Origin of the sequence: Streptococcus hillyeri, from assembly GCF_041081565.1 — a bacterium.
Lineage (GTDB): Bacteria > Bacillota > Bacilli > Lactobacillales > Streptococcaceae > Streptococcus > Streptococcus hillyeri.
Genome location: NZ_CP163513.1, coordinates 675,057 through 699,181, shown reverse-complemented (window position 1 = coordinate 699,181; position 24,125 = coordinate 675,057). Strand labels below are relative to the sequence as shown.

Below are 24,125 nucleotides of genomic sequence, written 5' to 3'. Positions count from 1 at the left end.
ATGCGTTTGTCGTGGGTCATCTTTACTCGCTTTTCGTAATATCTTCCTTCATTTCATCAATATTAAATTTTGCAAATAGATATTTTCTGTCTTGGACTGGGAAACGTTGATCTAATTGGTCTACTGGTCCAACTTCGACAATACCTTCTTGAATCACAAAATCCATGACATGACCTCCAAAGCTAAGGTCATCTGATAAGAAATGCAAATGATAACCAGCAACACTTACACCATGGAACATTTCAGGTGTCCAGATACCAACAATCGTTCCAACAATATCTTCTTGTTCATGTTCTGGTTGACTGGTAGCCACTTCAGAAAATTTGCGATGAGAACTTGATTTTGGAATCATTCGTACATGCATTTTACGAAACATGCCGTGAATTTTGATAGAACGAAAAAGATTTTCACCATCATAATAGGATTCAATGCGTTTCTCTAATTCTTTATCGGTCATTTCAAACCGTTGTTTAAAAATGACTTCTGCCTGATGAGGCACCACTGCTGCATAAGGCACTTTAACATAATCTGGCACTTCTACAACATGAACCTGACCATCCGTTGATTTGGCTTGATAGGCTTTGCCATCTAAGACAATTAATTCACCATCAATCGAATCCAAGGTACCGATTCCCAAAGTTCCATGTTCTAAAAGCTCCCCTATGGTCAAAGAACCATCATAAAGCCCTGCCATCAGAGCTCCTAAGGTATTGTATTGAAATAATCTTATCGGTTCTGACACTAGAGTTCCTCCTTAAAACTAAGCATATTGATATCATCAGGAACCATTTCAAGGTAACGATTCACAATCTGCTTCGCTTCATCACGGTAACCAAATTCTCTCAAAAGATAGGCATAATCTTGTAGGAACTCTGGATTCTCTGATAAGTCACCTGCAATTTCTTGGTAGAGCTCAAAGGCTTCCGTTTCTTGTTCCAGTTCGTGATAAGCCTTAGCAATATTCCACTTAGTAAGGACCATTTCAAGGTCTTCTGACTGGAGAGCAACAACCTCTTCATAGCGTTCTTCTTCTAAATATAAGGTTGATAAACGGAGCAACACTTCTTCAAGATCCTCTGATAAGTCTTTAGCTGACAAAAGATAGGATTCTGCAGCTTTTCGATCGTGTGTCTCATAAGACAATTGCGAAGCTAAAAGCAGTAACTGGCTATCGAATTCATTTTTGGTTAACCCTTGCTGGACCAATCGCAGAGCTTCTTCTGATTTATGTTCAGCCCTAAGGGACAGTGCATAAACATATTCATACCCTGCAAAATCTGGGTTCATGGTGTCCAACTGTTTAAAATACAGATTAGCTTTTTGATACTCTTCCTGATCATACAAAATTACACCTAGTTCAAAGGCAACAGAATCATCATACTCAATTTCTAGTGTTTTTTCCAAAAATTCAATAGCTGCTTCAAATTTACCAAGTTTGGCATAGGAACGACCAATTCTTTGATACGTTGATACTCCAGTGGTTTCTAGAATGTCACGATTATCTAATTTGGCATAATAAGCAATAGCTTCTTTGTAATTATCTAATTCATATTCAAGCTCTGCTATTCCAAAAATAACCAAAGGCTCATCTGTCAAATCAGCAGCTAGGAGAAGTTTATCTCTTGCCACATCTGTTAACCCCTCCATCTGATAGAGATCAGCCATAACTAGAAGTGCAGAGAGGTAATCTTCACTCTCTGCTGAAATAGCATCAAGATAGAGAAAGGCTGCTTCCATATCACCGTCTTCAGCTGCAATCTGAGCAAGATTCACATTCACTTCAGGATAATCTCCTTTTAGTTTGTCATAAATCTTTTTAGCTTGTGGGAAAAATCCAATAGATTCAAGGTATTCTGCCAATTCTAATAAAACATCTTGGGGATCATTATCAAGCGCTCTTTGAAAATATTTTTCCACACGAACGAGGTCCTGAGCTTGCAGTGACGCTAACATTTTCTCACTATTTAGCATGTTCATCTCCTTCAACAATTGGTTGTGTCTCTACTTCTTCATACAAGCCACTAACACCCTTGTACCATTCAAAAATCTCTGCAAGAACAACCTTTGCTGCTGCATAGACTGGAATACCAAGAAATACTCCCCACACACCAAAAGCCGAACCAGAAACCAAAAGGATAAACATGATGGTAATAGGGTGAATATTGAGCTTGCTTCCAAGAACCAATGGCGTTACAAAACGTCCCTCGATGGTCTGTTCAATCGTAAAGACCACCGCAACCTTAATTAACATTAATGGCCCTTCTACCAGTGCTAAAATCACAACAGGTACCATTGCTAAGAAACTTCCTAGGTATGGAATCATATTTAAAAATCCCGCAGTAATCCCAAAAGTTACGGCGTAAGGTAACCCAATAATGGTAAAGAGAATAGAAAACATGATCCCAACTACTAAAGCAACGGTCACTTGCCCTTGCACGTAGCCTGACAATTGTGCATTGACATTGTGCAAAATTCTTGCCGTTGTTTCTCTCATAGTAGTTGGTAAAAACTTCACAAATCCATCTTTCATTGTGTCTCCATCTCGGAGCATGTAAAAAATGATGAATGGAGAGATGATAATGGCAACCGTTACACGGGCTACAGCGCCAGCAAAATTTCCAGCCCAGTCAACAGCATTCTTAGAAAAGGTTTGCGCAAATTCAAGTGCTTTTCCAGAGAAATCTGTTACTAAACCCTCTAATTGTGGACGGAATTGTGCCAAACGATCATCCTTCAAAATTAAGGTAACCTGGTCTTCGACATCCCTGATATAATTAGGAAGATTTGTAATAAAGGCTGTCAACTGTGTCTCAATCATTGGAACCAGCGCAGCAATTGCCCAAATCAAAAAGAGAATAAGTCCGAGAAATACAACTGCAATGGCTGATACACGTCCAAAATTCTTCCCTTCCAACCAGTCTACAGCTGGCTTAAGAAGATAGTAAACAAGGGCTGACATCACCAAAGGGAGACTCACAACCGCTAAAAATGAAAAAATCGGAGTCAATAAGGAACTGATGTGACTGAACACCCAAATATTCAAAAAGACCAGCAACATCACTAACAGGACTGTCACACCCTGATTATTTAGAAACCAGCGAAAAAACCAACTAAGCGAAAATTTGTTATCGTCTTTCATAAATGCTCTCCAAGACTCTTCTATATTTTTGTAGTTGTTGTGCTAGTTATTCCATCAGCAGACGAATGAGCCTCACCATCGTAAATGATGGTTATCGGATGACTTTTTAACTAGAACAACAAGGATTTTTTATTATTAACCATTATACCAAAATCAGAGCAAAAAATCACCGATTAGGGTGACTTTAAGCTGATAAAATTAAGCTGTGGAGAAACAGAGTTTATTTCTTGCTATTCGGATAAAAAACAACCTGACTCTCTCTCAAAACGTTTCCACCATAGGTCATTTTAGCAGAGAAAAATGGCTCATCGTTTAAAATCCACTTGAACATCTCGTAATCGCCTTCCCATGTTGGCTTTGATAGCACCTGATCATAAGGAACCCATTCTAATGTCCCTTCAGCACAGTCTTCTAATAACTGACCAGTAAATGCCGTCACCTTAAAAACATAAGTATACCAATCCGTATCAGGCGTAAAGTTTGGAAAAGTTACAATCCCACGAAGTTCCATCTCCTCAACAGTCAAACCCGTTTCTTCAAAAACTTCCCGTTTGGCGCAGTCCTCTGGGCTCTCACCTCTCTCCAATTTTCCCCCGACAGAAATCCACTTTCCCTCATGAACATCATTTGACTTCTTATTGCGATGCAAGAGTAAAAATTCTTTCCCGTTATCAATGTAACAAATCGTTGCTAATTTCATACTGTCTCCTTTTTCATCCTATTATAGCAAAAGTAAAACTATTAAGCTAAAAACTTTCAAAAAATGATTGTTTATGGTTTAATGAAAGTATCAAAAAAGAAAGGGGTTCCACTATGAATCCACAAGACCTATTTAACCAAGTAAAAGAAATGATTGAAAAACGCGATTTTTCAGCAGCGCTTGACTTCGTCAACGACCAAAAAGATAACCTCGGAGAATACTTCGAACAAGCTAAAACCCTCATCGAAGGCGCTCAAGGTGCTGACGGTATCCTCGATAAAGTTAAAGGGCTATTTGGCGGTAAATAATCTTATCAGAGACTGACGTTGTTTCAGTCTTTTTTGATATCAAAAAAAGCCAGGATTTTCTCCTAGCTGTCACTACTTTTCATCAATAACCAAGCGGACTTTTTTACCTGATACTGGTACCGAATAGACAATCGCTCGAATCGCTGTAATCGTACGTCCTTTTTTACCAATAATACGACCGATATCTTGTTGGTCTAAATTAAGGTGATATTCCAAAAATTCTGGAGTATCTTCAATTTTAATAGTCAATTTATCTGGTTGTGAAATCAAGGGTTTCACAATAGCGATAATGAGGTTTTCGATGGTATCCATAGGCTTTTAGTCACTCACTTATTTTATTTTGAAAATTTTTGTTCGTGGAATTTCTTCATAACACCAGCTTTTGAAAGGATGTTACGAACTGTGTCAGATGGTTGTGCACCTTTAGCCAACCAGTCAAGGACGCGATCTTCTTTAACTGTGATTTGGTTTTCTGCAACAAGTGGGTTGTAAGTACCAACAGTTTCGATGAAACGACCATCACGTGGTGCACGTGAGTCTGCAACGTTAATACGGTAGAAAGGTTTTTTCTTAGAACCCATACGAGTCAAACGGATTTTTACTGCCATTTTAGATAAATCTCTTTTCTTTATTTTATTATGGTTAATAGCAGAGCTACTAACTTACTTTATTTAGTATACCATATAAAAAAGAGATGTCAAGAAAAAAACTTGACACCTTTAAAAATTTTAATCTTTTTTAGCATTTTTTAAAACAACTTCTCCAACCACTGTCCACCGTAAATCCAAAAGTAACTGTAAGTTACAATAGAAATTGGCTTACAAATCAAAATAATTCTAATAAATTTACGGTAGGACATGCTAGAGAGACCAGTCACCATAACCATGACATCAGCTGGTGCCATCGGGGATAACATATTGAGGATGAAAAAGCGTTCGTAGGTTTTTGAACTCAGGTGCTTCTCATATTTAATGAGGTGCTTTTCATCCACAAAAAGTAAGATGAAGGGGCGACCGTATTCTTTGACTAACCAGAACAAAATCAACGACCCCAGAGATAAACTAACATAATTTAAAAAGAGTCCCCACCAAAATTCAAAGGCCATAAAGCCGATAACCGTTGTCACCCCTCCTGGGATGATTGGAACTATTACTTGAATCACTTGAATAAGGAAAAAACTAATGCTTCCAAAGATCATATGATCTTTAATTAGCTCAGCCAAAGCATCTGGATTTTCAAAGACCTTCAATCCTCGGATAAGGTAAGCCACTAAAACGACTGATAAAACCAGCGCCAAGACACCTACAATTTTAACAATCTTTTGATAAATCTGATAACGTTTTGGATTAATTTCTTTACTCATAACGTAAGGCCTCAATCGGATCTAATTTACTTGCTTTATTGGCCGGTAACAATCCAAAGAAAATACCAATACCTGCTGAGAAGGTTATCGCAATCCCTGCAACATCAAGAGACACCGTGGCATTAGATAATTGCAGAGCATTTCCTGCCGCACCTACGGCTAAATAAGCTAGACCAAGCCCTATTAGACCACCTAAAACGGTTAGCACAACTGCTTCAATAAGGAATTGCGTAAGGATTTTTCCTCGTGTTGCTCCCAAAGCCTTACGAAGACCAATTTCCCTTGTTCTTTCTGTCACAGATACCAACATGATATTCATCACGCCGATACCCCCTACCAATAATGAGATACCAGCAATTGAGCCGATAACCGTTGTCATGATACCAAACTGAGTGTTAATCTCATTAAGAATTTCCGTCGTATCCGCTACCGTATACTCCCCATCTTTCACTTGAGAGAGACGTGTTAAATAAGCGCCAGCTTTTTTACCTAAATCCTGACTAAGGGTAACATCATTGACATGGAAATAAATCATAGCATTTTCTTTGGTTCCAAATTCATGAGCTACCTGTGTATTGGTCATCACAGCAGTTCCTGTTAAACCTGCTATTCCAATACTTGATGTCTCTGTTTTAAAAACCCCAACGACAAGATAATCTTTATTTCCCAGATTAACCACCTTATTTAAGGCAGTATCGTACTTTCCTTTACCAAATAAATCATCAGCCATCACAGTATCTAACATGATAATGCGTGAAAAATTCTGATAATCAGCATCTCGAAAGGCTCTCCCTGCAACAATTTCGTATTCTTTAACAGAGAAATACTGGCTACTAACACCAGTAACCATGGCATTATCAACAGTCTTTTTACCGTAAGAAATGGTACCACCTGCACTATTTGTAGTGAAGTAAGAATCAATTCCTTCTGTATTATCTACAATTTCTTGTAACCATTCATTTTTGACAGTGACATCATTCAGACTTCCGCCGTAAAAGGCTGCATAGGGATCTTCTTCAGCATCAGCTGGTTGAAAATAGAGCTGAATCGTTTTCTGATCTCCAGTAAAACTGTCAGCTACGCTAGCTTGCATTGCATTTCCAAGCCCCATGATAATCACAACGGCTGCCACACCGATAATAATTCCCAACATGGTTAAGATAGACCGCATTTTATGGCTAAGGACAGAGCTAATTGCAAATTTCCAATTTTCCATAACCCCTCCTAATCTATTCTGACACTTTCGGTCGTGTCAGCAGTAATCTCACCGTCACGAATCACAATTTTTCGAGTCGCATAATCAGCTATTTCAGGTTCGTGAGTGACCATGATAATAGTCTTGCCTTCACGATTGAGTTGTGTCAAAAGATCCATAATTTGGTTTCCCGTCTTAGTATCAAGTGCCCCAGTTGGCTCATCAGCTAAGATAATGGATGGGCTGTTGACTAAGGCTCTTGCGATGGCGACCCGCTGCTTTTGACCTCCAGAAAGTTCTGAAGGAAGGTGTTTGCGACGTTCACCGAGTTCTACTTTTTCAAGAAAAGCTTGCGCTAATTCACGACGTTTGCTCACGCCTACTCCAGCATAAATCAAGGGAAGTTCTACATTTTCTTGTGCCGTTAATTTAGACAATAAGAAAAATTGTTGAAAGACAAAGCCAATCTCATCATTTCTGACCTGCGCTAATTTTTTCTCACCCAATTCCTCAACAGCTGTCCCAGATAAATGATAGGTGCCAGACGTTGGACGATCCAAGAGACCGATGATATTCATAAGAGTTGACTTACCTGAACCAGATGGCCCCATGATGGCTACAAATTCTCCTTCATGGACGGTCAAATCAATCCCCTTCAAAACTTGCAACTCCTCATCACCATTACGATAAGACTTGGTAATACCTGACAAGGACATCAATTCTTTTTGATCACTTGTCACTAGAAGTCACCTCAGTTTCTGTAAACGGCTTGGTATCCTCTAATTTCTGATTAGCTTTAAGCGAGTCATCTGGATTAGCAATGACGGTTTGACCTGCTGTTAGTCCTGATAAGACTTCTTGAGAAACAGCGTCTGCTTCTCCTACTTTAACTTCAATTTTAGAAGCTTTTTTACTTTGACCATCAAAAGCCCAAACATATGATTTATCACCATCGGTCACAACCGCAGTCAATGGCACTAATAAACTCTTTTGGTCATTGACGACTTCGACAGATACTGAGAAGCCTTGTTTTAATTCAGCTAGGTCGCTCGTAATTTCAGCCTTATAAGCGTAGCTTGCGCCAGATGTCGCATTAGCGGCGTTTGCAGGACTGGTATTTTGTGAAGGATAATTCGAAATATAGGTAATCTTCCCTGTCCATTCTTTATCTGGATAGACTTTAGATTTCAATTTTACAGCTTGACCAACTTTAATATTGGCTAAGTCATATTCTGTCAAACTACCTTCAACTTGTAATTTCCCTTCACTGGTGACGTGCACAAGAACTTGGCTTTCCTTGGCTGATGGGTCGATGTTATTGTTAATTTCAACAACAGTTCCTTCAACATCGCTGAGCAAAACTGTTTCATTTAGCGCAGCTTGAGCCTTAGCTACTTGAGCTTCAGCTGAAGCATAGGCTTCATACAAGGTCTGCAACTGATTTTGATATTCTGCGTTTGCTTGTTCCGTAGGATTAACAGTGACTGTTTCACCAGTTTTCTCATCGGTAGTAGACACAGCTTGTGGGAGTCCATAAGTGGTTAACTGATTGATGTCACGACCAACTTTATTAAGGGCACGAGCAGCTTCGTCGTAAGCTGCTTGGGCAGTGGTGGTATCGTATTGGACCAATTGTTGACCAGCTGTAATTTTATCTCCCACAGCAACAGTTACTGTAGCCCCTGTTCCCTTACTAGGATCATAGTACACATATTGTTCAGCTTGAGCTTTGACAGTACCAGATAAAAGCGTGGTTGACGCTAAGGTTCCTTCAGTCACTGCAGTCGTCTGATAAACCACATTTTCTTTAGCTCCGCTTGTCCCTGTAGAAGCTATATAAGCGTATCCTCCAGCAGTTAGAACAACCAAGCTAGCTACGCCTCCAATGATCGTCTTCTTATTCCAAAATCCCTTTTTATCTTTTTTACGTGCCATAACTTTTTCTTTCTATGTATTTATTATGTAATACAATGATATCTTTAAACTCAAAACTTGTCAAGCTTCAACTGTATTCAGTATACAATTTTGAAAAAAATATACGCTTACAGTTTTGTAAGAAAGAGGTTAGGAAAAAGCTTCCCAACCTCCATTTTATCTATAAAACTATTAATTAACCAAAGAAAGCTAAAAGCGCACCCGCTGCGATAGCAGAACCAATCACACCTGCCACATTTGGCCCCATGGCGTGCATCAAAAGGAAATTACTTGGATCTTCTTCTTGACCAACCTTTTGTACCACACGCGCAGCCATTGGTACCGCAGAAACGCCTGCCGCACCAATCATTGGATTGATTTTTTTACCAGACAAGCGGTACATCACTTTTCCGAAAAGTACACCACCGGCTGTACCAATAGAAAAGGCTAACAGTCCAAGAGCAATAATTTTCAACGTTGTTACTGACAAGAATAGCTCTGCATTTGCCTTAGCACCGACCGTTAATCCAAGGATAATTGTCACACAATACATGAGCGTATTTTGTAAATTATCAACAATCTTTGGAACAATCTTAATCTCACGAACCAAGTTACCTAACATGAGACAGCCGACTAAAGTTGTCGCACTTGGTACCATGAGGCTAACAAAAATCGTAACGACGATTGGGAAGATAATTTTTTCCGTTTGAGAAACAGGGCGTGCTTGAACCATCTTCGTTTTGCGTTCTTCCTCTGTGGTCAAAGCTCGAATAATCGGTGGTTGAATAATTGGTACCAAAGCCATGTAAGAATAAGCTGCCAAGGCAATGGTGGCAAGTAAATCAGGTGCCAAACGTGTTGTCACATAAATAGCTGTCGGTCCATCGGCACCTCCAATAATTCCTACAGAAGCAGCTTCTTGCGGTGTCATGCCAAATACAATCGCTAAGAAGAAAGCTGCAAAGATGCCAAGCTGCGCTGCACCTCCAAGGAGAATAGTCTTTGGATTGGCAATCAATGGTCCGAAATCTGTTGATGCCCCAAGGCAAAGGAAAATCAGTGGTGGATAAATCCCTAGATTAGTCCCTTGATACAGATAATAGAGAAGGCCACCGGGATTCCCACCCTCTGGATGTGCCATAAGTCCTCCCAAAGGTAAATTGACCAACAAAATACCAAAGGCAATCGGAACCATCAAATAAGGTTCATATTCTTTTTTTATTCCTAAATAAAGAAAGACCAAAGCCAGAGCTATCATGACCATGTGTTGCCATGTCATATTAGCAAATCCAGAGGTTTCAATCATTTGATTGATTACTTCTAACATAGGCGCCTCCTAAAATGCTAAGAGCGCTTGGTCTGATTCAACCGCTTGATTTGGCGTCACCAATACTTGAGACACTGTTGCATCAGCTGGGGCGAGGATTTCATTTTCCATCTTCATCGCTTCCAAAATAGCAACCACCTCACCTTTTTTAACAGCTTGCCCTGCTTGCACTTTAATGGCCAAAACAGTTCCTGCCATCGGTGCCTTGAGGACATCGCCAGTTGTAGCGACTGGTGCAGGTGAAGGTTCTGCCTTCGGAGCTGGACTAGATGTTGCTACCGTCTCTCCTTCCGCTAACTCACGTAATGTTACCTCGTAGACTTGACCATTTACCGTTACTTCATATTTCATCTAAATTATCCTTTCTTTTACCACATGTCATTTAAAGCCACTTACTTCTTGACAACATTTGCCACTTCAAAACGTTTACCGCTTTCCTTTTTAGAAGCAAAAGCTAGCGCTGTTAAAACAGCAACCTTAGCCAGCTCATCTTCTTCTACCAAAGCAAGTCCCGTTTGCGCTGGCGCTGCTGCCACAGGTGACTGAGTTGGTTGTTCCATCTGTTCCGCAATTGGTGTCGGTCTCCCTAAAACCTTACCAGTTAACTGCATCATTAACATGATTCCTAGTAAGCAGATAAATACCAGTCCCATCGAAACAACCGTTACTTGTAAAATATCAATCAGTGAATAAGTCATCTTTCCTCCTTACACCACATAGCCCGTCACACGAATTACTTCATCTTTAGGAGCGTATTTTTTTGTTAAAAAGTCCTTGGCAACATTTGGGAAAAGAGCATAAATCAGCACATCTTCGTCAGATTTAGCCAACTCACCAATTTCCTCACGGAGTTTATTTAACTCTGGTTCTAAGCGATCTGCAGGACGTCCTGAATAAATCTCAGCCTCCCCAATAATTGATTTAGCAAACTCTGGATCAACTGGAACAGGAGATTTTCCATATTCGCCAACAAGATATTGTTTGACCTCTTTGGAAACCATCTTATAGCGCTCACCAAGTATAATATTCATAGCTGCCTGAGTTCCCACAATTTGACTCATCGGAGTAACGAGAGGTGGGTATCCCATATCTTTTCTAACTTTAGGAACCTCTGCCAATACCTGATCAAGTTTGCTTTCTGCACCAGCTTGTTTCAATTGTGACAACATATTTGATAGCATACCACCAGGAACTTGATAAATCAAGGTCCTAGGATCTGCAAAAAGAAGTGTCGGGCTCATCGTGCCGTTATCGAGGTACCTCTGACGAACAGTCCTCATATAAACAGCAATTTCTTCCATCAGTTTTTCATCTAGTGAAACATCATATCCCTCATCTTTAAGGGCAAGATAAAGTGACTCTGTCGCAGGTTGAGACGTTCCTCCTGAAAATGGTGATAGGGCCGTATCAATACGATCAACACCAGCTTCAACCGCTGCATGGTAAGTCATCTCAGAAATCCCACTGGTTGCATGAGTGTGTAAAATAATCGGAAGAGTTGTTACCGACTTCATGCCACCGATCAAATCCTTGGCGTCCTTAGGTGTCAATACCCCTGCCATATCCTTGATACAAATCGAATCTGCTCCCATAGCCACCATCTGTTTGGTCAACGCTATATAATAGTCAACAGTATGGACTGGACTGGTTGTATAAGAAATGCAAAGCTGAGCCTCTTTACCAGTTCGTTTAACAGCATCCAAAGCTCGCTGTAAATTTCGTGTATCGTTTAGGGCATCAAAAATTCGAAAAACATCAATCCCATTTTCAGCAGATAGTTCCACAAACTTATCCACCACATCATCTGAGTAATGGCGATAGCCTAAAAGATTTTGTCCCCTAAGTAACATTTGTAGCTTGGTATTAGGAAGATTTTTCTTTAATGTCCGTAGCCTCTCCCACGGATCTTCATTTAAAAAGCGTAAACAAGCATCAAATGTGGCACCTCCCCAACATTCGAGTGAATAATAGCCAACCCTATCTAATAACGGTAAAACTGGCAGCATATCCTCTATAGACAAACGCGTCGCCATCAAGCTCTGATGGGCATCACGCAACAAGGTTTCTGTAATCGCAACTGACTTCATAGAAACTCCCTTCTATTTTTCATCGATTTAAAGCTATTTTCATTATATCACAATCTCAAAGAAAACGATTACAAAATTTTGCAGATATAAAAAGAACTGATTACTCAGTCCTCTTTATATTTCTTAAAATAGCATTGAAATTAGGGTTAGAATTGCTAAACCACCTTGTTTTAAAATAATTGCTTTATCACTGGTAAGACCACCATAAATGGCAACTAAGATGACGTAAACCATCAAAAGAATCAACCACTGTATACTTGGTAAAATAAACAATGCAACGATAATCAAGACAGCAATTAAGCCATTGTAAACACCTTGATTTTTAAACAATGTATTGACCGACGGACGCTCCAACTCTTCTTTTTCCATGTTAAAAACGCGTGATGTTGCAGCTGATGTGGTCGCAAGCGTCTCAAGGTAAAAAATATAGAAAAATTCTAAGGCAACTAAGGTGCCTAAAATAATTGTTATAATTGACATTTTTCTCCTCCTATTTCAAGGTTGCTTATCAAATAAAGTTAGATATTCCCCATAGCCCTTTTCTTCAAGCTGATGATAAGGAATAAATTGCAGAGCTGCTGAGTTGATACAGTAACGTAGCCCTCCTGCTTCCTGAGGACCGTCGTTAAAGACATGACCCAAATGGGACTGGGCACCACGACTTCTCACCTCAACACGTCTCATGTGATGTGACCGGTCATCATGATTTGTAACCATTCGATTTTCAATCGGTTTAGTAAAAGCTGGCCAACCACAGCCTGAATTGTATTTATCCAACGATGAAAACAGCGCTTCTCCGCTGACCACATCAACATAAATACCTTTTTCAAAAAAATCATCGTACCGACCTGTAAAAGCACGCTCAGTACCTGCATTTTGCGTCACTTCAAAAGCCAAGTCTCCAATACGTTGACGAAGTTCTTCTCTAGTTTCAGCCATTTTTTACACCTCAATATCTGTTATGCAAATATTGTTATATTCTAGACCTTTTAACGTTCAGTGTCAAGGTATAAACATTTTGATTAAAAGATATTGACAATAAATAAGCGAGAGTGGGACAAAAATCGTTAAATCGTCAAAAAATGACGATTTCGATTTTCCTCGCTCTCTGGTTTCTAAGCTCAGGCTGAAACTGTCCAGTGGACTGTTTGAGGTGGACACTTGAAAATGAAGAAGTGTCCAGTTGGAAACCTCCAATCAACCACTGCGCCAATCTGTCATTACTATCAAAAAGAGAAAGTTGAGATATTTGTCTCAACCTCCTTTTGATTGTTCATTCTAATTTCCTGTATCACCAGAAGTCGGTGATGCAGGTTCACCAATACTAGAATCCGTATCTCCTGAATCTGGAACTATTTGAGGAGAGTCAATACCGCCAGTTTCCAATCCTTGATTGTCAACATTTTCGACTGGTGGTGTCTCAGCAGAATTATCACTGCTATTTTGATTCTCTTGTGGGATAGGAATTTCCGTCACCGCATCGCTATTGGTAGACTCTTGCGGGTGAGCTTCAAGTTCACCTTTTACCTTATTGATACGCACTTGCAAGGTTGCTTGAAGTTCGGTATCCGTTAGTTTATCAACTGCTTCTTGGGCAAGGATAAGGTTTTCAGATGACTTATTTTGCTCAAGATGATTGACAGTTTCTTCTGCTTGGCTTTTGAGCTTGTCATCTTCCATCTTTTTAGCTAGACGCTCTTTTACCACATTGATACGCTTCTGAAGTTTTATCTTGATATCACTCTCTTTTAGGTAATCGACAGCATGTTGTGCCTTTGTGACATTCTCATCAGTCATATCTTGTTCAAGTGCTTTAACTGCTTCTTCCGCAGCGGTTAGTTGTTTATTTTTAGAAGTTCGACTAACTCTTTCTTCGATGATAATCCGCTGTGCTTCAAGTTGTGAATGGCGGTAACGAAAGAGAGCTAAAATTGCCACGATTAAGAGTAAAATCCCTATCATAGCCCAAATGTGATTGTTCTTATTCTTATCCATGACTGCCTCCAAATTGTCAGGCTACCATTTCAATGGTTTTCTGACAATTAATGTTATTACTCTCCTAAAATGCTGGCTATTTTTGTGTTGATAAGGTCAATCGCAACAAGGTTAGTCACACCTTCTGGGATGACAATATCAGCGTAGCGCTTGGTTGGCTCAATAAATTGGTGATACATCGGCTTCACGACGCTAGTGTATTGCTCAATAATGCTATCCAAGCTACGTCCACGTTCAACCATATCACGCTTGATACGACGAATAATACGAATATCATCATCTGTGTCCACAAAAATTTTAATGTCCATTAAATCACGAAGGCGCTTATCTTCCATGACCAAAATGCCTTCAATGATAAAGACATCTTGAGGTTCCTGACGATACGTTTCCTTACTGCGAGTGTGTTGCGTATAGTCATAAATGGGAATATCCACTGGACGCCCCGCAATCAATTCCTTTAATTGCTCAATCATAAAATCCGTATCAAAAGCTAAAGGATGGTCGTAGTTGGTTTTCACACGTTCTTCGAAGGTCAAGTGGTCTTGATTTTTATAGTAAGAATCGTGTTCAATCATGGCAATCTTTTCATCTGGAAAATTAGCTAAGATGGCATGTGACACACTTGTTTTACCACCACCAGAACCACCAGTTACGCCAATAATAATAGGTTTTTTACGCATTGTACTACACAGAGAAAATCAGAAACACGTTTTCTAACTTATCTGCCCTTTCTTCTTTTCTAAATTCTAAAATTTGCATTCTCACTATTTTACCATATTTCATGCTATAATGGAAAATAAGAAGAATAAAAAAGGATATATTATGCATCAACATTTTCCAACGATTTGGCAAGAACAATTACAAACACTTGGTTTTTCAGAATTAACACCTATTCAAGAACAAGCCTTTGACCCTATTTTTTCTGGTAAAAATATTCTAGGTATCAGTCCAACAGGAACTGGCAAAACCTTGGCCTATCTATTACCAGCTCTGCAAACATTAACGCCCAAAAAATCTCAGCAATTACTTATTCTGGCTCCAAATACTGAATTAGCTGGTCAAATTTTTGAAGTGACAAAAGAATGGGCAGAGCCAATCGGACTAACTGCTCAGCTATTTCTCTCAGGCTCAAGCCAAAAACGTCAAATTGAACGCCTCAAAAAAGGGCCCGAAATTCTGATTGGAACACCAGGGCGTATTTTCGAGCTGATTAAACTCAAGAAAATCAAAATGATGAACGTGAACACGATTATTCTAGATGAATTTGACGAGCTCTTGAGTGATAGCCAATATCATTTTGTCAAAAGCATCACATCTTATGTGCCGCGTGACCATCAAATGATTTACATGTCCGCAACCAATAAAGTTGATAACACTGCTTTGGTTGAGAATACTGAAATTCTGGATTTATCGGACCAAAAATTAGACACTATCAGCCACTTCTATATTCAGGTTGAAAAGCGTGACCGTTTAGACTTGCTGCGTAAGTTTTCAAATATTCCTGATTTTCGTGGGCTTGTTTTCTTTAATAGCCTCTCTGATTTGGGAGCTACTGAGGAACGTCTACAATTTGTCGAAAGCTCTGCTGTCTCATTAGCTAGTGACGTTAATGTCAAATTCCGTAAAGTGATTTTAGAGAAGTTTAAAAATCACGAGATTTCTCTACTACTTGGAACAGACTTAGTTGCCCGTGGTATTGATATTGATCGTCTTGAAACAGTTATCAATTTTGAAGTCCCTCGTGACAAAGAAACCTATACGCACCGTGCTGGTCGTACAGGACGTATGGGAAAAACTGGAAATGTCATCACCCTTGTCACCCACCCAGAAGACCTCAAAAAACTGAAGAAATTTGCCAAAGTTTCAGAAGTTTATTTAAAAAATCAAACCCTACATCAAAAATAAGTGAATGAAACACACAAAAGAGGAGACCCGGTCAGAAACCTAATCTCCTCTTTTTTCTATCTCTTTAATAAATATGATGTATCCCACAATAAAACATCCTTAATCACTTTTAGCCGACTTATTCCTGTGCAGACTAAAATGATCTGGTACAGGATCATCTCCACCTTCTGTAAAAGGGTGGCAACGCAAAATCCTTGCCACACCCATAAGAACGCCTTTTAGTCCGTGCTTGTCAATAGCTTCTATCATGTATTGAGAACAGGTTGGACGATAGCGACAAGAAGCAGGAAATACTGGTGAAATGAACCGCTGATAAAATCTAACAGGAGCTATAAGGAGCTTTTTCATTTTGTCTTTGTGGTCGCAGCATTATGAAGCTGGCTGATTTCTTTTTTATTAAGACGGCGTGCTTCACCGGGACGAAGACCTGTTAAATCAAGTGTCCCAAATTTGGTACGAGACAATTTATCAACAAGTAACCCACAAGCTTCAAACATTTTTTTGACTTGGTGGTTGCGCCCTTCGTGGATGGTCAATTCAACAACTGAACGATTTTTTTCAGGATCAACCTTGATAATATTGTAACGCGCAGGCTTTGTTTTCTTACCATCAATCACCACACCACGAGTCAATGGACGAAGATTTTCTTTAGTAGCTAAGCCTTTGACACGAGCTAAATAAACCTTGTCAATCTCATTTCGAGGGTGGATCATTTTATCTGTAAAATCACCATCATTGGTCAAAATCAGAACACCTGACGTGTCCCAGTCTAGACGACCTACTGGATAAATGCGCTCCTTAACTTGTGGAAGAAAATCTAAAACCGTTTTTCTCCCTTTATCGTCACTCACGCTTGAAATCACACCTTTTGGTTTGTTGAGTAGGTAGTAGACCTTTTCTTCATTGTAGATAGGGCTTCCTTCTACCTCAACTTTATCGCCAGATTTAACGGTGGTTGCCAACTCACGGACAACTTCTCCATTGATGGTCACAAGACCAGCCTTGATCAATTCTTCCGCCTTACGACGGCTAGCAACACCCGCATGGGCAATGTATTTATTAATGCGCATATTCTTTTTCGAGGGTCTCCCCTCGCTCCTTTTCTACTAACTCACGTCTGTAATATGTATTTTAGTTTTTCGATAAATGATGTCGGACAGGGCAGCTTTTTTAGAAAGGGATTAGAGACTATCATTTCTATCAATCTCTCTTTCTCACTTTCACTATGCTTGTAGGACGTTCTACAATACCACTTTTCCTGTCTCCATCTTACGCCATATCTGTTTCTGTGTCAAAGAGAGTGACTTCTTCATTTTGAAGTTGGATGCTAGAGACATCTGGAAGCTCTTCTAAGCGATTAATCCCCATATAGTCTAAGAAATAATCTGTCGTGACATAGAGGTTAGGACGGCCAAGAACTTCTTTTTTACCGTCCTCACGAATCAAATCAAAGGCTTGAAGCTTGGTAATGGCGCCGCTTGAATTGACACCGCGTATCTCATCAACTTCAACACGCGTAATAGGTTGCTTGTAGGCAATAATCGACAGTACCTCAAGACTGGCACGAGACAAACTTTGATTGATGGGCGTGCTAGAGTAAAGACGCAGAATCTCAGCATGTCGCTCCTTCGTCAATAATTTATAGGTTTTTCCCGTCTCGACAAGACAAAGGGCAGAATCATCATCAGCTGTGTATTTTTCTGCTAATTTTTCCAATTGTTGGGACAAAGCTGACGCAGAAAGTTGGGTCAACTCAGCCAACTGTCTCAAACTGAGACCATCTTCTCCTGCTACAAAGAGCAAAGCTTCTATACTCGCTAAATGGCTCATCCCTCTCCTCCATTAAAATCATCTGGTGAAATTGCAACCGAAGGATAATGAGGCAAACTTCCCAAATCCACATCGAGTGGCAAGTCATAGACGGCTAGATAATCATTGGGATATTGCGTGGTGAACTCTGCCATTTTGTTTGAAATAACATTTTCATCTTCTGAAGCATAGAGGACTTCTACTACTGCCTCCGTTGGTTCTGCAAAAGCATGTACAATAATCTTAAGCATCTTCCCCTCCTTTGGTCAAAATGATTTCCCCAAAATTTTCATCCTGTGACACAAGAACCTTCTGCACCTTAATCAGCTCCAGAGTGGCAAGAAAAATCGTAATCACTTCTTGTTTATCAGTCGCTTGGTCAAAAAGTTCTGACAAGTGCAATTGGCTTTTTTGCGCCAGCTTTTCTTCAACAAAGACCATTAAGTCTTCGATACGATAATCATCACGCGCAATCGTCGTGTGACTATTACGAATTTCCGCCTGCTTCTTAGCCATAATCTGAGAAAAGGCTAAAAACAAGTCAATGGCTGTTCGGTCATGATTGAGGGTCACATCGTCATAGATGAGTTCTTGTTTTGGTTTTGAAAAATGCTGCGCCCGAACATCATGCTGCACTGCCAACTCTTGACTGAGAAGCTTGTATTTGCGATATTCTTCAATCTGGCTAAGCAAATCAAGTTCAGGATCATCAGCTTCTGGCTCTGCTTCCACAATTTTAGGGAGCAATTTGCGACTTTTAATCAACATCAGCTGGCTAGCCATCAACATGTACTCACCAGCCACCTCCAAACGCATCGCCTGCAAGGTCTCAATGTAAGCTAAATATTGTTCGATAACCTCCACAATCGGGACATCATAGATATCCATTTCGTATTTAGAAACCAGATGGAGCAAGAGGTCCAATGGTCCTTCAAAATCTTTTAGTTTAATGTCCATGTTTATAGTATTTTTCTAAGGTGGTCGTGTTTTTCAATCCTAATTTTTTAGCCAATTCTAAAATAGGAACTCCTGCTGCTTGTTCTCTTAACATATACTGCTCACGTAATTTTTGAGCAGTCAATTCCACCAAGTCAAGGCTTTTCAGATAATGAGATAATTTTGTAAAAAACCATTGACGGGTGTAGGGTTTACCAGAGTTTTCAAAAAGGTACTTCTGATTGGTTTCCCAATTAAGATAAGGCAGCAATTTTTCACTAATGGCTAAAATTCGTACCGCACCAGATTTTTTTAGCGTTATGATCTGAAATTCCTTATCAATTTTCGACACCTGAAGTTCTGCAATTTCACTAGGTGTTAGACCCAGTTCTAATATCAAAAGCGCAATCAGCTGACCTGTTAAATCGTCTGTTTCGTGATAGAGACAATCTAACTCTAGTAAGGTACTCACCCTAGTCTGAGCCAGAGGCTTCTTGGCAACTTTTAATTTGTAAAAACGATCAAGATGACCTTTTTCGTAGAGGTAATACAAAAATTGATTCACACTGGAAAGTTTTCGTTTTTGCGCTGACGGTTTCAAATCGCTCAATTTTTCTTGATAGAGGCGCAAGCTATAATCATCAGGGGTGCCTTTGATTTCTTGAAGAAATTGTTCAAGATCATACTGATAAGACTTTCTAGAATTTTGCGCCAGCTTTTTCTCAGATAAAAAATCAGTAATATAAGGAATAAAATCAGTCATTTGGATGAATCGTATAATCCTTCGTAAAATTATGGAGAAGACTGTTGACCGCTTTTAAAATCGACTTGCGTGTGATAATGCCCACAAAGGTTTGCTCAGCATCAAGCACTGGCAAAAAGGGGAAATCAACCAATTTATGAAGCACTTCTGTCACATCTGCATTGATTGACACCGTAGGAATCTTGCTATTTGCCATATGGGCAATATCGGTCTGTGCCATCTCCCAGTCTTGTAAACCATTCTCAGCCTGATACTTCATGATATCTGAAAGAGAAATGGTTCCCACGTATTTTTTCTCCTTCGTAATGACAGGAACGCGGGAAAAGCCATTACTAGCAAGAAGTAAGAGCACGTGGTCGGCATTGTGAGTATCCACAAAAATAGCAACCTCTTCAGCAGGTGTCAAATAAGTGTTCAACTGCCCTTTTAAAAAAATTTCAAATTCTTTTGCAATCATCGTGAAAATTCCTCTGATAACCCTTCAAATCGTGTGTGGTCAAGACGGTAGAAATCAACGGCAATCTTATCATCTGTGACCATCACTTTGGCATAAAGCTTCTCTGACACTTCCCCACGAGGCTGTAAAACAGAACCTGGATTGATAAAGACTGTCTTGCCATTTTGCCAAGCAGCTGCACGGTGCAAGTGACCGTACAAACAGATATCTGCCTCAGCTTCTTGGGCAAATAAATCTAAGCGGTCCCACATAAAGTTGATATGATAAAGGTGACCGTGGGTTTGAGCAATGGTTACATTTGGAAAACGTGTCACACGACTGTCCTCGTAACCAGAATCGTAATCACAGTTCCCACGAACGACTGAAATGCCATCCCAGATGCTATCTTTAGATTCTAGTTCAGAATCACCATTATGAAAAATAGCATCTACCTTTCCAAGATAGTGGGACTTGATATTCTCCACAACTTGCCTATCGCCGTGAGAATCACTCATAACAATTAACGTGTATTCAGCCATGATGGAAAGACCTCCATGAGTTTTTTGACCGCTAAACCGCGGTGCGATTGTTCATTTTTTTCGTCAGAAGAAAGCTGCGCAGCTGTTCGTCCTGATTCACCGACTAGAAAGAGAGGATCATAGCCAAAACCATTTTCCCCTTGTGGCTGCACGCCTATATAGCCTGGCCACTCAGCTTCAACTACTAAAGATTCCTTATCTGGACTTGCTACCACCAAGCAACAATGAAATTGAGCGCTTCTGTCTTTTAGCTCAAATACCATTTGTAATTCATGTAACAACTTGGCATTATTTTTTTCATCTGTCGCATCTGGTCCAGAAAAACGAGCTGACCAAACACCAGGAAGACCACCTAAAACATCCACTTTAAGCCCTGAATCATCTGCTAAAACCATCTTACCTGTCAGCTTAGCAATTGTCTCAGCCTTCAAACGGGCATTCTCTTCAAAGGTCATACCAGTTTCTGCAACATCTGGTAAGTCTGGGTAATCATTAAGGTTTTCCACCGTAATCCCCATTTTTTCAAAGAATTTACGAAACTCCTTAGTCTTACCTTCATTTTTTGTAGCAATTAACAGGGTATCACCAAAACCTGTTTCGGATTGACCAAAAAAGTCAGTTAGACTCACACCAGTCTTTGGCAAATAAACCGAGTACAGTTTTTCCCCTTCAATAATGAGAACAGTCCCCTTATGATGAACGGCTCTAAATTGACGATTATTTAAGTCATTTAAAATCTCTAGGGCAAACTGAATCAGCCGAACGTCTGATTGCAATTTGATTACTTCAATAGCAACACATTGATTAAACTCATCTTCATACCTTGGTGCAATCAATTGATCTAACTGATGCCCCAACTGAGAAATCTCTTGCTCTCTCCCACCCTCTCCAAAACTGGAAAATATATTGGCAAAAGAACCTTTTCCGATAAACCAATTATTGTCATCTTTATATTCATAAATTTTTTCTGTCATAAATCTACATGCTCCACATGAATAGTTTGCCCTAGCCAATTTTCAGCAATTTCTCGAAAAGAGGCGACGCTTGCGGTGGTAAAAAAGCGGTGCTTCTCCAACGCGACTTCGCGGCTATGATTGAGTTGAAAATAATTAAGAAGAACAGATATGTCCCGAATGCACTCTGCTCCGCTATCAATTAGTTTAACCTGATCCCCCATCACATTTTGGATAATAGGGCGTAAAAGAGGATAATGGGTACACCCTAAAATTAAGGTGTCAACTTTTCCCACTAAGGGAGCTAAGGTTTCATAGACCACCTTCTTAGCAAGACTAGAATTTGCCTCATTTGATTCAACAATAGGGGCAAATTTCGGACAGGAAAGACTTGTTACTGTCATTTGAGGCGAGAGCTGATTAATCTTTTCCCGATAAATGTCTGATTTAATGGTCATCGGTGTTCCAATGACACCAATCTTACCTGAGGTTGTTGACTTAATCGCTGCGCTTGATCCTGGTAAAATCACACCAATAACAGGAATATCAAGAGCTTCCTTAACCTCTTCCCAAGCAACTGCTGTCGCTGTATTACAGGCAAAAACAATCATCTTAACATTCTTAGTTAATAGAAAATTCACCAATTCCCAAGTGTATTCCCTAATTTGCTCTGCCGGTCTAGGACCATACGGAGCCCTTGCTGAATCTCCAATATAAACAATTTCTTCGTGAGGTAGCTGACGCATGAGCTCACGCACTACAGTCAAGCCACCTACACCCGAATCTAAAAAACCAATTGGTCGATTATCCATATACACTTTCCTAATGTTGTAATGGTGTCTCTGAACAGTTCCTATTTTATGATGCAAACAGGAAGGTTGCAAAAACACACTTTACGAATTTACTTTTATGTTGCTATGAGTGCTACAGTTTCTAATGGCCTTATAACTTAGCTAAACACTCTTTTATAAGCAAAGAAAGGGAACGGGAATACTTTCCCACTCCCTATCCTTTATTTTTTCTTGTTGCTTACTGCTGCTTTTGAGTGTTTGATGATGTTACGGTAGGCTTGTTGAACTTTAGCCTCACTTGGTTTTTGTCCCATTTGGCTCATCATTTCACGAACAGCATTGACATCTAAACGTGGATTTTCAGCAAATTCTTTTTCAACTTGCTTACGTAGGATGTAAGCACCTGCAAACAATCCGCCCACAAAGGCAACAATGACTAATAAAATCCAAAGAAATGTACTCATGATAATTCCTATTCTCTCTAAATGTTTTTACTGGATTATTATAACATTTTCCATGTCAAATGACAATGAGAAAAAGTCGTTCTCATCGGATACCAATTCCATTTTTCCCCAAGAGCTATCAGATGACTGTCCCTTTAAGGTTAAGCTAGGCTTGCAACAGCTGCAGTTCTTCTTTTTTCTTACGATAGGCAAAATAAAGCTGCGCAGCCATTGGCACCCAAAGGAGCGGTTCACAGAGAATAACACCTAAATACCCTAAACGAGGAATGATGACCACCACAAACAGAATTTTCCCAAATAGCTCAATGAAACTAGAAATCAAGGGCAACCTCTTTAAACCTAGGCCCTGCAAACTATTTCTCAAGATAAATAGCAGACCAAGTATTGGGTAAAATGGCGTAGTCAATCGAAGATAAAGCTGAGAAGCTGATAGCAGTTCCACCTGTCTTGACCCAGAAATTAAGGTGGTTAAAGATTCACCCGCAACATACAGAACTAAAAAGGCAAAAACTGCCCAGATAACAACAAGGACTGAGGCTCTTTTAACACCTTTTCTAATTCTGTCATACTGCTTGGCACCCAGATTTTGTGACGCAAAGGTCGCCATAGCAGATGCCGTTGCTGTCATTGGCATGATAAAGAAAGCTTGAATACGACGCGCAGTTACCTGAGCTCCTATAATATAAACCCCGAAACCATTAATTGCCGTTTGCAAGATGACCGTTCCAATGGATACGATTGAAAACATTAAGCCCATTGACAAACCTTGACCCAACATATCCCTATAGAGGGTTTTATCCACTTCAAAATGCCTCTTTTCAGGAATCAGCACTCTGCGTTTCTGATAAATGTAGCCCCAACAAAGAATTGTTGACAAAGCTTGCGCAATCAAGGTTGCAACCCCTGCCCCACGGATTCCCAATTGAAATTGCCCAACAAAAAGCAAGTCTAAACCAATGTTAAGAAGGGCAGAAAAAACCAAGATATAGAGAGCTGTCAAACTATCTCCAATCGCACGTAAGAGGGCCGCTCCAAGATTATAGGAAACCGTGATAACTAACCCAGATAAAATAAGGATAATATAGCTGAAAGCTTGATTAAGAATGTTCTCAGGTGTTCCTAACAATTTCAATAGGGGTAGTAAACCAAACCAACCAACAAGGGTGAAAACAAGTGACACCCCTAGGGATATCGTTACAGCTACTGCTACTGATTTTTTGAGCATTTCTTCATCTTTAGCACCGAAATAGCGAGCAATGACGATTCCCATACCATTTGTAATTCCGATGGTAAATCCCACAATCAATTCAAAAACTGAAGCGGTTGACCCTACAGCCGCTAGGGCATTTTCACCTAAAAAGTTTCCCACAATCATCGTATCAGCGGTGTTGTAGAGTTGTTGAAAAATATTAGAAATCATAATCGGCCAAGCGAAGGCTAAAATGACTTTTAACACAGAACCTTTGGTCAAATCAAGACCTGAATGTTTCATAATTTATGC

32 protein-coding genes are annotated in these 24,125 nt (G+C 39.8%); 2 read left to right on the top strand and 30 right to left on the bottom strand.

Annotation, left to right across the window (positions count from 1 at the left end; translation table 11 throughout):
* Nucleotides 1-22: 22 nt before the first annotated feature.
* The 4 genes from budA to AB6M99_RS03465 all read right to left on the bottom strand — a co-directional run bounded on the left by budA (nt 23) and on the right by AB6M99_RS03465 (nt 3,839).
* Nucleotides 23-742: an acetolactate decarboxylase gene (gene budA / locus AB6M99_RS03480; RefSeq protein ID WP_121836233.1), complete on the bottom strand. Its 720-nt coding sequence runs from the start codon at nt 740-742 to the stop codon at nt 23-25.
* Nucleotides 742-1,971 carry a tetratricopeptide repeat protein gene (locus AB6M99_RS03475; protein ID WP_121836232.1) on the bottom strand — a complete coding sequence of 410 codons (1,230 nt, stop codon included), beginning with the start codon at nt 1,969-1,971 and terminating at the stop codon, nt 742-744. The genes budA and AB6M99_RS03475 overlap by 1 nt, the downstream gene beginning before the upstream one ends.
* Nucleotides 1,961-3,139 (bottom strand): AI-2E family transporter, encoded by a 1,179-nt coding sequence (locus AB6M99_RS03470; RefSeq protein WP_121836231.1) that lies wholly within the window; start codon nt 3,137-3,139, stop codon nt 1,961-1,963. Before AB6M99_RS03470 ends, AB6M99_RS03475 begins: the two co-directional genes overlap by 11 nt.
* A 220-nt stretch (nt 3,140-3,359) precedes the next feature.
* A complete protein-coding gene (locus tag AB6M99_RS03465) occupies nt 3,360-3,839 on the bottom strand; it encodes an 8-oxo-dGTP diphosphatase (RefSeq protein WP_121836230.1) in 480 nt (159 codons plus the stop codon).
* A gap of 113 nt (nt 3,840-3,952) precedes the next feature.
* Here AB6M99_RS03465 and AB6M99_RS03460 point away from each other — a divergent pair, with 113 nt between their 5' ends.
* Nucleotides 3,953-4,147 carry a hypothetical protein gene (locus AB6M99_RS03460; protein ID WP_121836229.1) on the top strand — a complete coding sequence of 65 codons (195 nt, stop codon included), beginning with the start codon at nt 3,953-3,955 and terminating at the stop codon, nt 4,145-4,147.
* 72 nt (nt 4,148-4,219) lie between these two features.
* Here the strand turns inward: AB6M99_RS03460 and AB6M99_RS03455 are convergent, their stop codons facing one another.
* The 14 genes from AB6M99_RS03455 to udk all read right to left on the bottom strand — a co-directional run bounded on the left by AB6M99_RS03455 (nt 4,220) and on the right by udk (nt 14,708).
* A complete protein-coding gene (locus AB6M99_RS03455; protein ID WP_121836228.1) occupies nt 4,220-4,459 on the bottom strand; it encodes a KH domain-containing protein in 240 nt (79 codons plus the stop codon).
* A gap of 23 nt (nt 4,460-4,482) precedes the next feature.
* Nucleotides 4,483-4,755, bottom strand: coding sequence for a 30S ribosomal protein S16 (gene rpsP, locus AB6M99_RS03450; RefSeq protein ID WP_121836227.1), 273 nt, complete (start codon nt 4,753-4,755; stop codon nt 4,483-4,485).
* Nucleotides 4,756-4,895: 140 nt separating this feature from the next.
* On the bottom strand, nt 4,896-5,510 hold the full coding sequence (locus tag AB6M99_RS03445; protein ID WP_121836226.1) for a TVP38/TMEM64 family protein: 615 nt from the start codon (nt 5,508-5,510) through the stop codon (nt 4,896-4,898).
* Nucleotides 5,503-6,726 carry an ABC transporter permease gene (locus tag AB6M99_RS03440; protein WP_121836225.1) on the bottom strand — a complete coding sequence of 408 codons (1,224 nt, stop codon included), beginning with the start codon at nt 6,724-6,726 and terminating at the stop codon, nt 5,503-5,505. The genes AB6M99_RS03445 and AB6M99_RS03440 overlap by 8 nt, the downstream gene beginning before the upstream one ends.
* 8 nt (nt 6,727-6,734) lie before the next feature.
* On the bottom strand, nt 6,735-7,421 hold the full coding sequence (locus AB6M99_RS03435; protein ID WP_121836234.1) for an ABC transporter ATP-binding protein: 687 nt from the start codon (nt 7,419-7,421) through the stop codon (nt 6,735-6,737).
* Nucleotides 7,422-7,434: 13 nt separating this feature from the next.
* The gene (locus AB6M99_RS03430; RefSeq protein WP_121836224.1) at nt 7,435-8,640 is read right to left on the bottom strand and encodes an efflux RND transporter periplasmic adaptor subunit; all 1,206 of its coding nucleotides are present in this window, start codon (nt 8,638-8,640) and stop codon (nt 7,435-7,437) included.
* Between the two features lie 175 nt (nt 8,641-8,815).
* Nucleotides 8,816-9,946, bottom strand: coding sequence for a sodium ion-translocating decarboxylase subunit beta (locus AB6M99_RS03425; RefSeq protein ID WP_369351098.1), 1,131 nt, complete (start codon nt 9,944-9,946; stop codon nt 8,816-8,818).
* Nucleotides 9,947-9,955: 9 nt separating this feature from the next.
* Entirely contained in the window at nt 9,956-10,297 is a 342-nt protein-coding gene (locus AB6M99_RS03420; protein WP_121836222.1) for a biotin/lipoyl-containing protein, read from the bottom strand.
* Nucleotides 10,298-10,338: 41 nt separating this feature from the next.
* Nucleotides 10,339-10,644: an OadG family protein gene (locus tag AB6M99_RS03415; RefSeq protein WP_369351097.1), complete on the bottom strand. Its 306-nt coding sequence runs from the start codon at nt 10,642-10,644 to the stop codon at nt 10,339-10,341.
* A 9-nt stretch (nt 10,645-10,653) separates the two neighbouring features.
* Nucleotides 10,654-12,033 (bottom strand): oxaloacetate decarboxylase subunit alpha, encoded by a 1,380-nt coding sequence (locus AB6M99_RS03410; protein ID WP_121836220.1) that lies wholly within the window; start codon nt 12,031-12,033, stop codon nt 10,654-10,656.
* 123 nt (nt 12,034-12,156) lie between these two features.
* Nucleotides 12,157-12,513 carry a DUF1304 domain-containing protein gene (locus AB6M99_RS03405; protein ID WP_121836219.1) on the bottom strand — a complete coding sequence of 119 codons (357 nt, stop codon included), beginning with the start codon at nt 12,511-12,513 and terminating at the stop codon, nt 12,157-12,159.
* Between the two features lie 15 nt (nt 12,514-12,528).
* On the bottom strand, nt 12,529-12,972 hold the full coding sequence (msrB, locus tag AB6M99_RS03400) for a peptide-methionine (R)-S-oxide reductase MsrB (protein ID WP_121836218.1): 444 nt from the start codon (nt 12,970-12,972) through the stop codon (nt 12,529-12,531).
* 339 nt (nt 12,973-13,311) lie between these two features.
* Nucleotides 13,312-14,028, bottom strand: a complete 717-nt coding sequence (locus AB6M99_RS03395; RefSeq protein ID WP_121836217.1) for a hypothetical protein — start codon at nt 14,026-14,028, stop codon at nt 13,312-13,314.
* A gap of 56 nt (nt 14,029-14,084) precedes the next feature.
* Nucleotides 14,085-14,708, bottom strand: coding sequence for a uridine kinase (udk, locus tag AB6M99_RS03390; protein ID WP_121836216.1), 624 nt, complete (start codon nt 14,706-14,708; stop codon nt 14,085-14,087).
* A gap of 142 nt (nt 14,709-14,850) precedes the next feature.
* Between udk and AB6M99_RS03385 the strand changes: the two genes are divergently transcribed.
* Nucleotides 14,851-15,933, top strand: coding sequence for a DEAD/DEAH box helicase (locus AB6M99_RS03385; RefSeq protein WP_121836215.1), 1,083 nt, complete (start codon nt 14,851-14,853; stop codon nt 15,931-15,933).
* Between the two features lie 99 nt (nt 15,934-16,032).
* On the opposite strand, the gene yidD is transcribed toward AB6M99_RS03385, so the two are convergent.
* From yidD to AB6M99_RS03325, 12 genes are all read right to left on the bottom strand, one after another.
* The gene (yidD, locus tag AB6M99_RS03380) at nt 16,033-16,281 is read right to left on the bottom strand and encodes a membrane protein insertion efficiency factor YidD (protein ID WP_121836214.1); all 249 of its coding nucleotides are present in this window, start codon (nt 16,279-16,281) and stop codon (nt 16,033-16,035) included.
* Nucleotides 16,278-17,003, bottom strand: a complete 726-nt coding sequence (locus AB6M99_RS03375; RefSeq protein WP_121836213.1) for a pseudouridine synthase — start codon at nt 17,001-17,003, stop codon at nt 16,278-16,280. Before AB6M99_RS03375 ends, yidD begins: the two co-directional genes overlap by 4 nt.
* A gap of 199 nt (nt 17,004-17,202) precedes the next feature.
* Nucleotides 17,203-17,763 carry an SMC-Scp complex subunit ScpB gene (gene scpB, locus AB6M99_RS03370; protein WP_121836212.1) on the bottom strand — a complete coding sequence of 187 codons (561 nt, stop codon included), beginning with the start codon at nt 17,761-17,763 and terminating at the stop codon, nt 17,203-17,205.
* Nucleotides 17,760-17,993, bottom strand: a complete 234-nt coding sequence (locus AB6M99_RS03365) for a phosphoribosylaminoimidazole carboxylase (RefSeq protein ID WP_121836211.1) — start codon at nt 17,991-17,993, stop codon at nt 17,760-17,762. The genes scpB and AB6M99_RS03365 overlap by 4 nt, the downstream gene beginning before the upstream one ends.
* Complete coding sequence (locus tag AB6M99_RS03360; RefSeq protein ID WP_121836210.1) at nt 17,986-18,699, bottom strand: segregation/condensation protein A; 714 nt, start codon at nt 18,697-18,699, stop codon at nt 17,986-17,988. Before AB6M99_RS03360 ends, AB6M99_RS03365 begins: the two co-directional genes overlap by 8 nt.
* Nucleotides 18,689-19,441, bottom strand: coding sequence for a site-specific tyrosine recombinase XerD (gene xerD / locus AB6M99_RS03355; RefSeq protein WP_121836209.1), 753 nt, complete (start codon nt 19,439-19,441; stop codon nt 18,689-18,691). The genes AB6M99_RS03360 and xerD overlap by 11 nt, the downstream gene beginning before the upstream one ends.
* Nucleotides 19,434-19,898, bottom strand: a complete 465-nt coding sequence (gene cbpB / locus AB6M99_RS03350; RefSeq protein WP_121836208.1) for a cyclic-di-AMP-binding protein CbpB — start codon at nt 19,896-19,898, stop codon at nt 19,434-19,436. Before cbpB ends, xerD begins: the two co-directional genes overlap by 8 nt.
* The gene (locus tag AB6M99_RS03345) at nt 19,895-20,416 is read right to left on the bottom strand and encodes a YfcE family phosphodiesterase (RefSeq protein WP_121836207.1); all 522 of its coding nucleotides are present in this window, start codon (nt 20,414-20,416) and stop codon (nt 19,895-19,897) included. The genes cbpB and AB6M99_RS03345 overlap by 4 nt, the downstream gene beginning before the upstream one ends.
* On the bottom strand, nt 20,398-21,390 hold the full coding sequence (locus tag AB6M99_RS03340; RefSeq protein WP_121836206.1) for a nucleoside-triphosphate diphosphatase: 993 nt from the start codon (nt 21,388-21,390) through the stop codon (nt 20,398-20,400). The genes AB6M99_RS03345 and AB6M99_RS03340 overlap by 19 nt, the downstream gene beginning before the upstream one ends.
* Complete coding sequence (racE, locus tag AB6M99_RS03335; protein ID WP_121836205.1) at nt 21,387-22,181, bottom strand: glutamate racemase; 795 nt, start codon at nt 22,179-22,181, stop codon at nt 21,387-21,389. Before racE ends, AB6M99_RS03340 begins: the two co-directional genes overlap by 4 nt.
* A gap of 200 nt (nt 22,182-22,381) precedes the next feature.
* Nucleotides 22,382-22,624, bottom strand: coding sequence for a YneF family protein (locus AB6M99_RS03330; RefSeq protein ID WP_121836204.1), 243 nt, complete (start codon nt 22,622-22,624; stop codon nt 22,382-22,384).
* Nucleotides 22,625-22,769: 145 nt separating this feature from the next.
* Complete coding sequence (locus AB6M99_RS03325) at nt 22,770-24,116, bottom strand: MATE family efflux transporter (RefSeq protein ID WP_369351096.1); 1,347 nt, start codon at nt 24,114-24,116, stop codon at nt 22,770-22,772.
* Nucleotides 24,117-24,125: the final 9 nt, after the last annotated feature.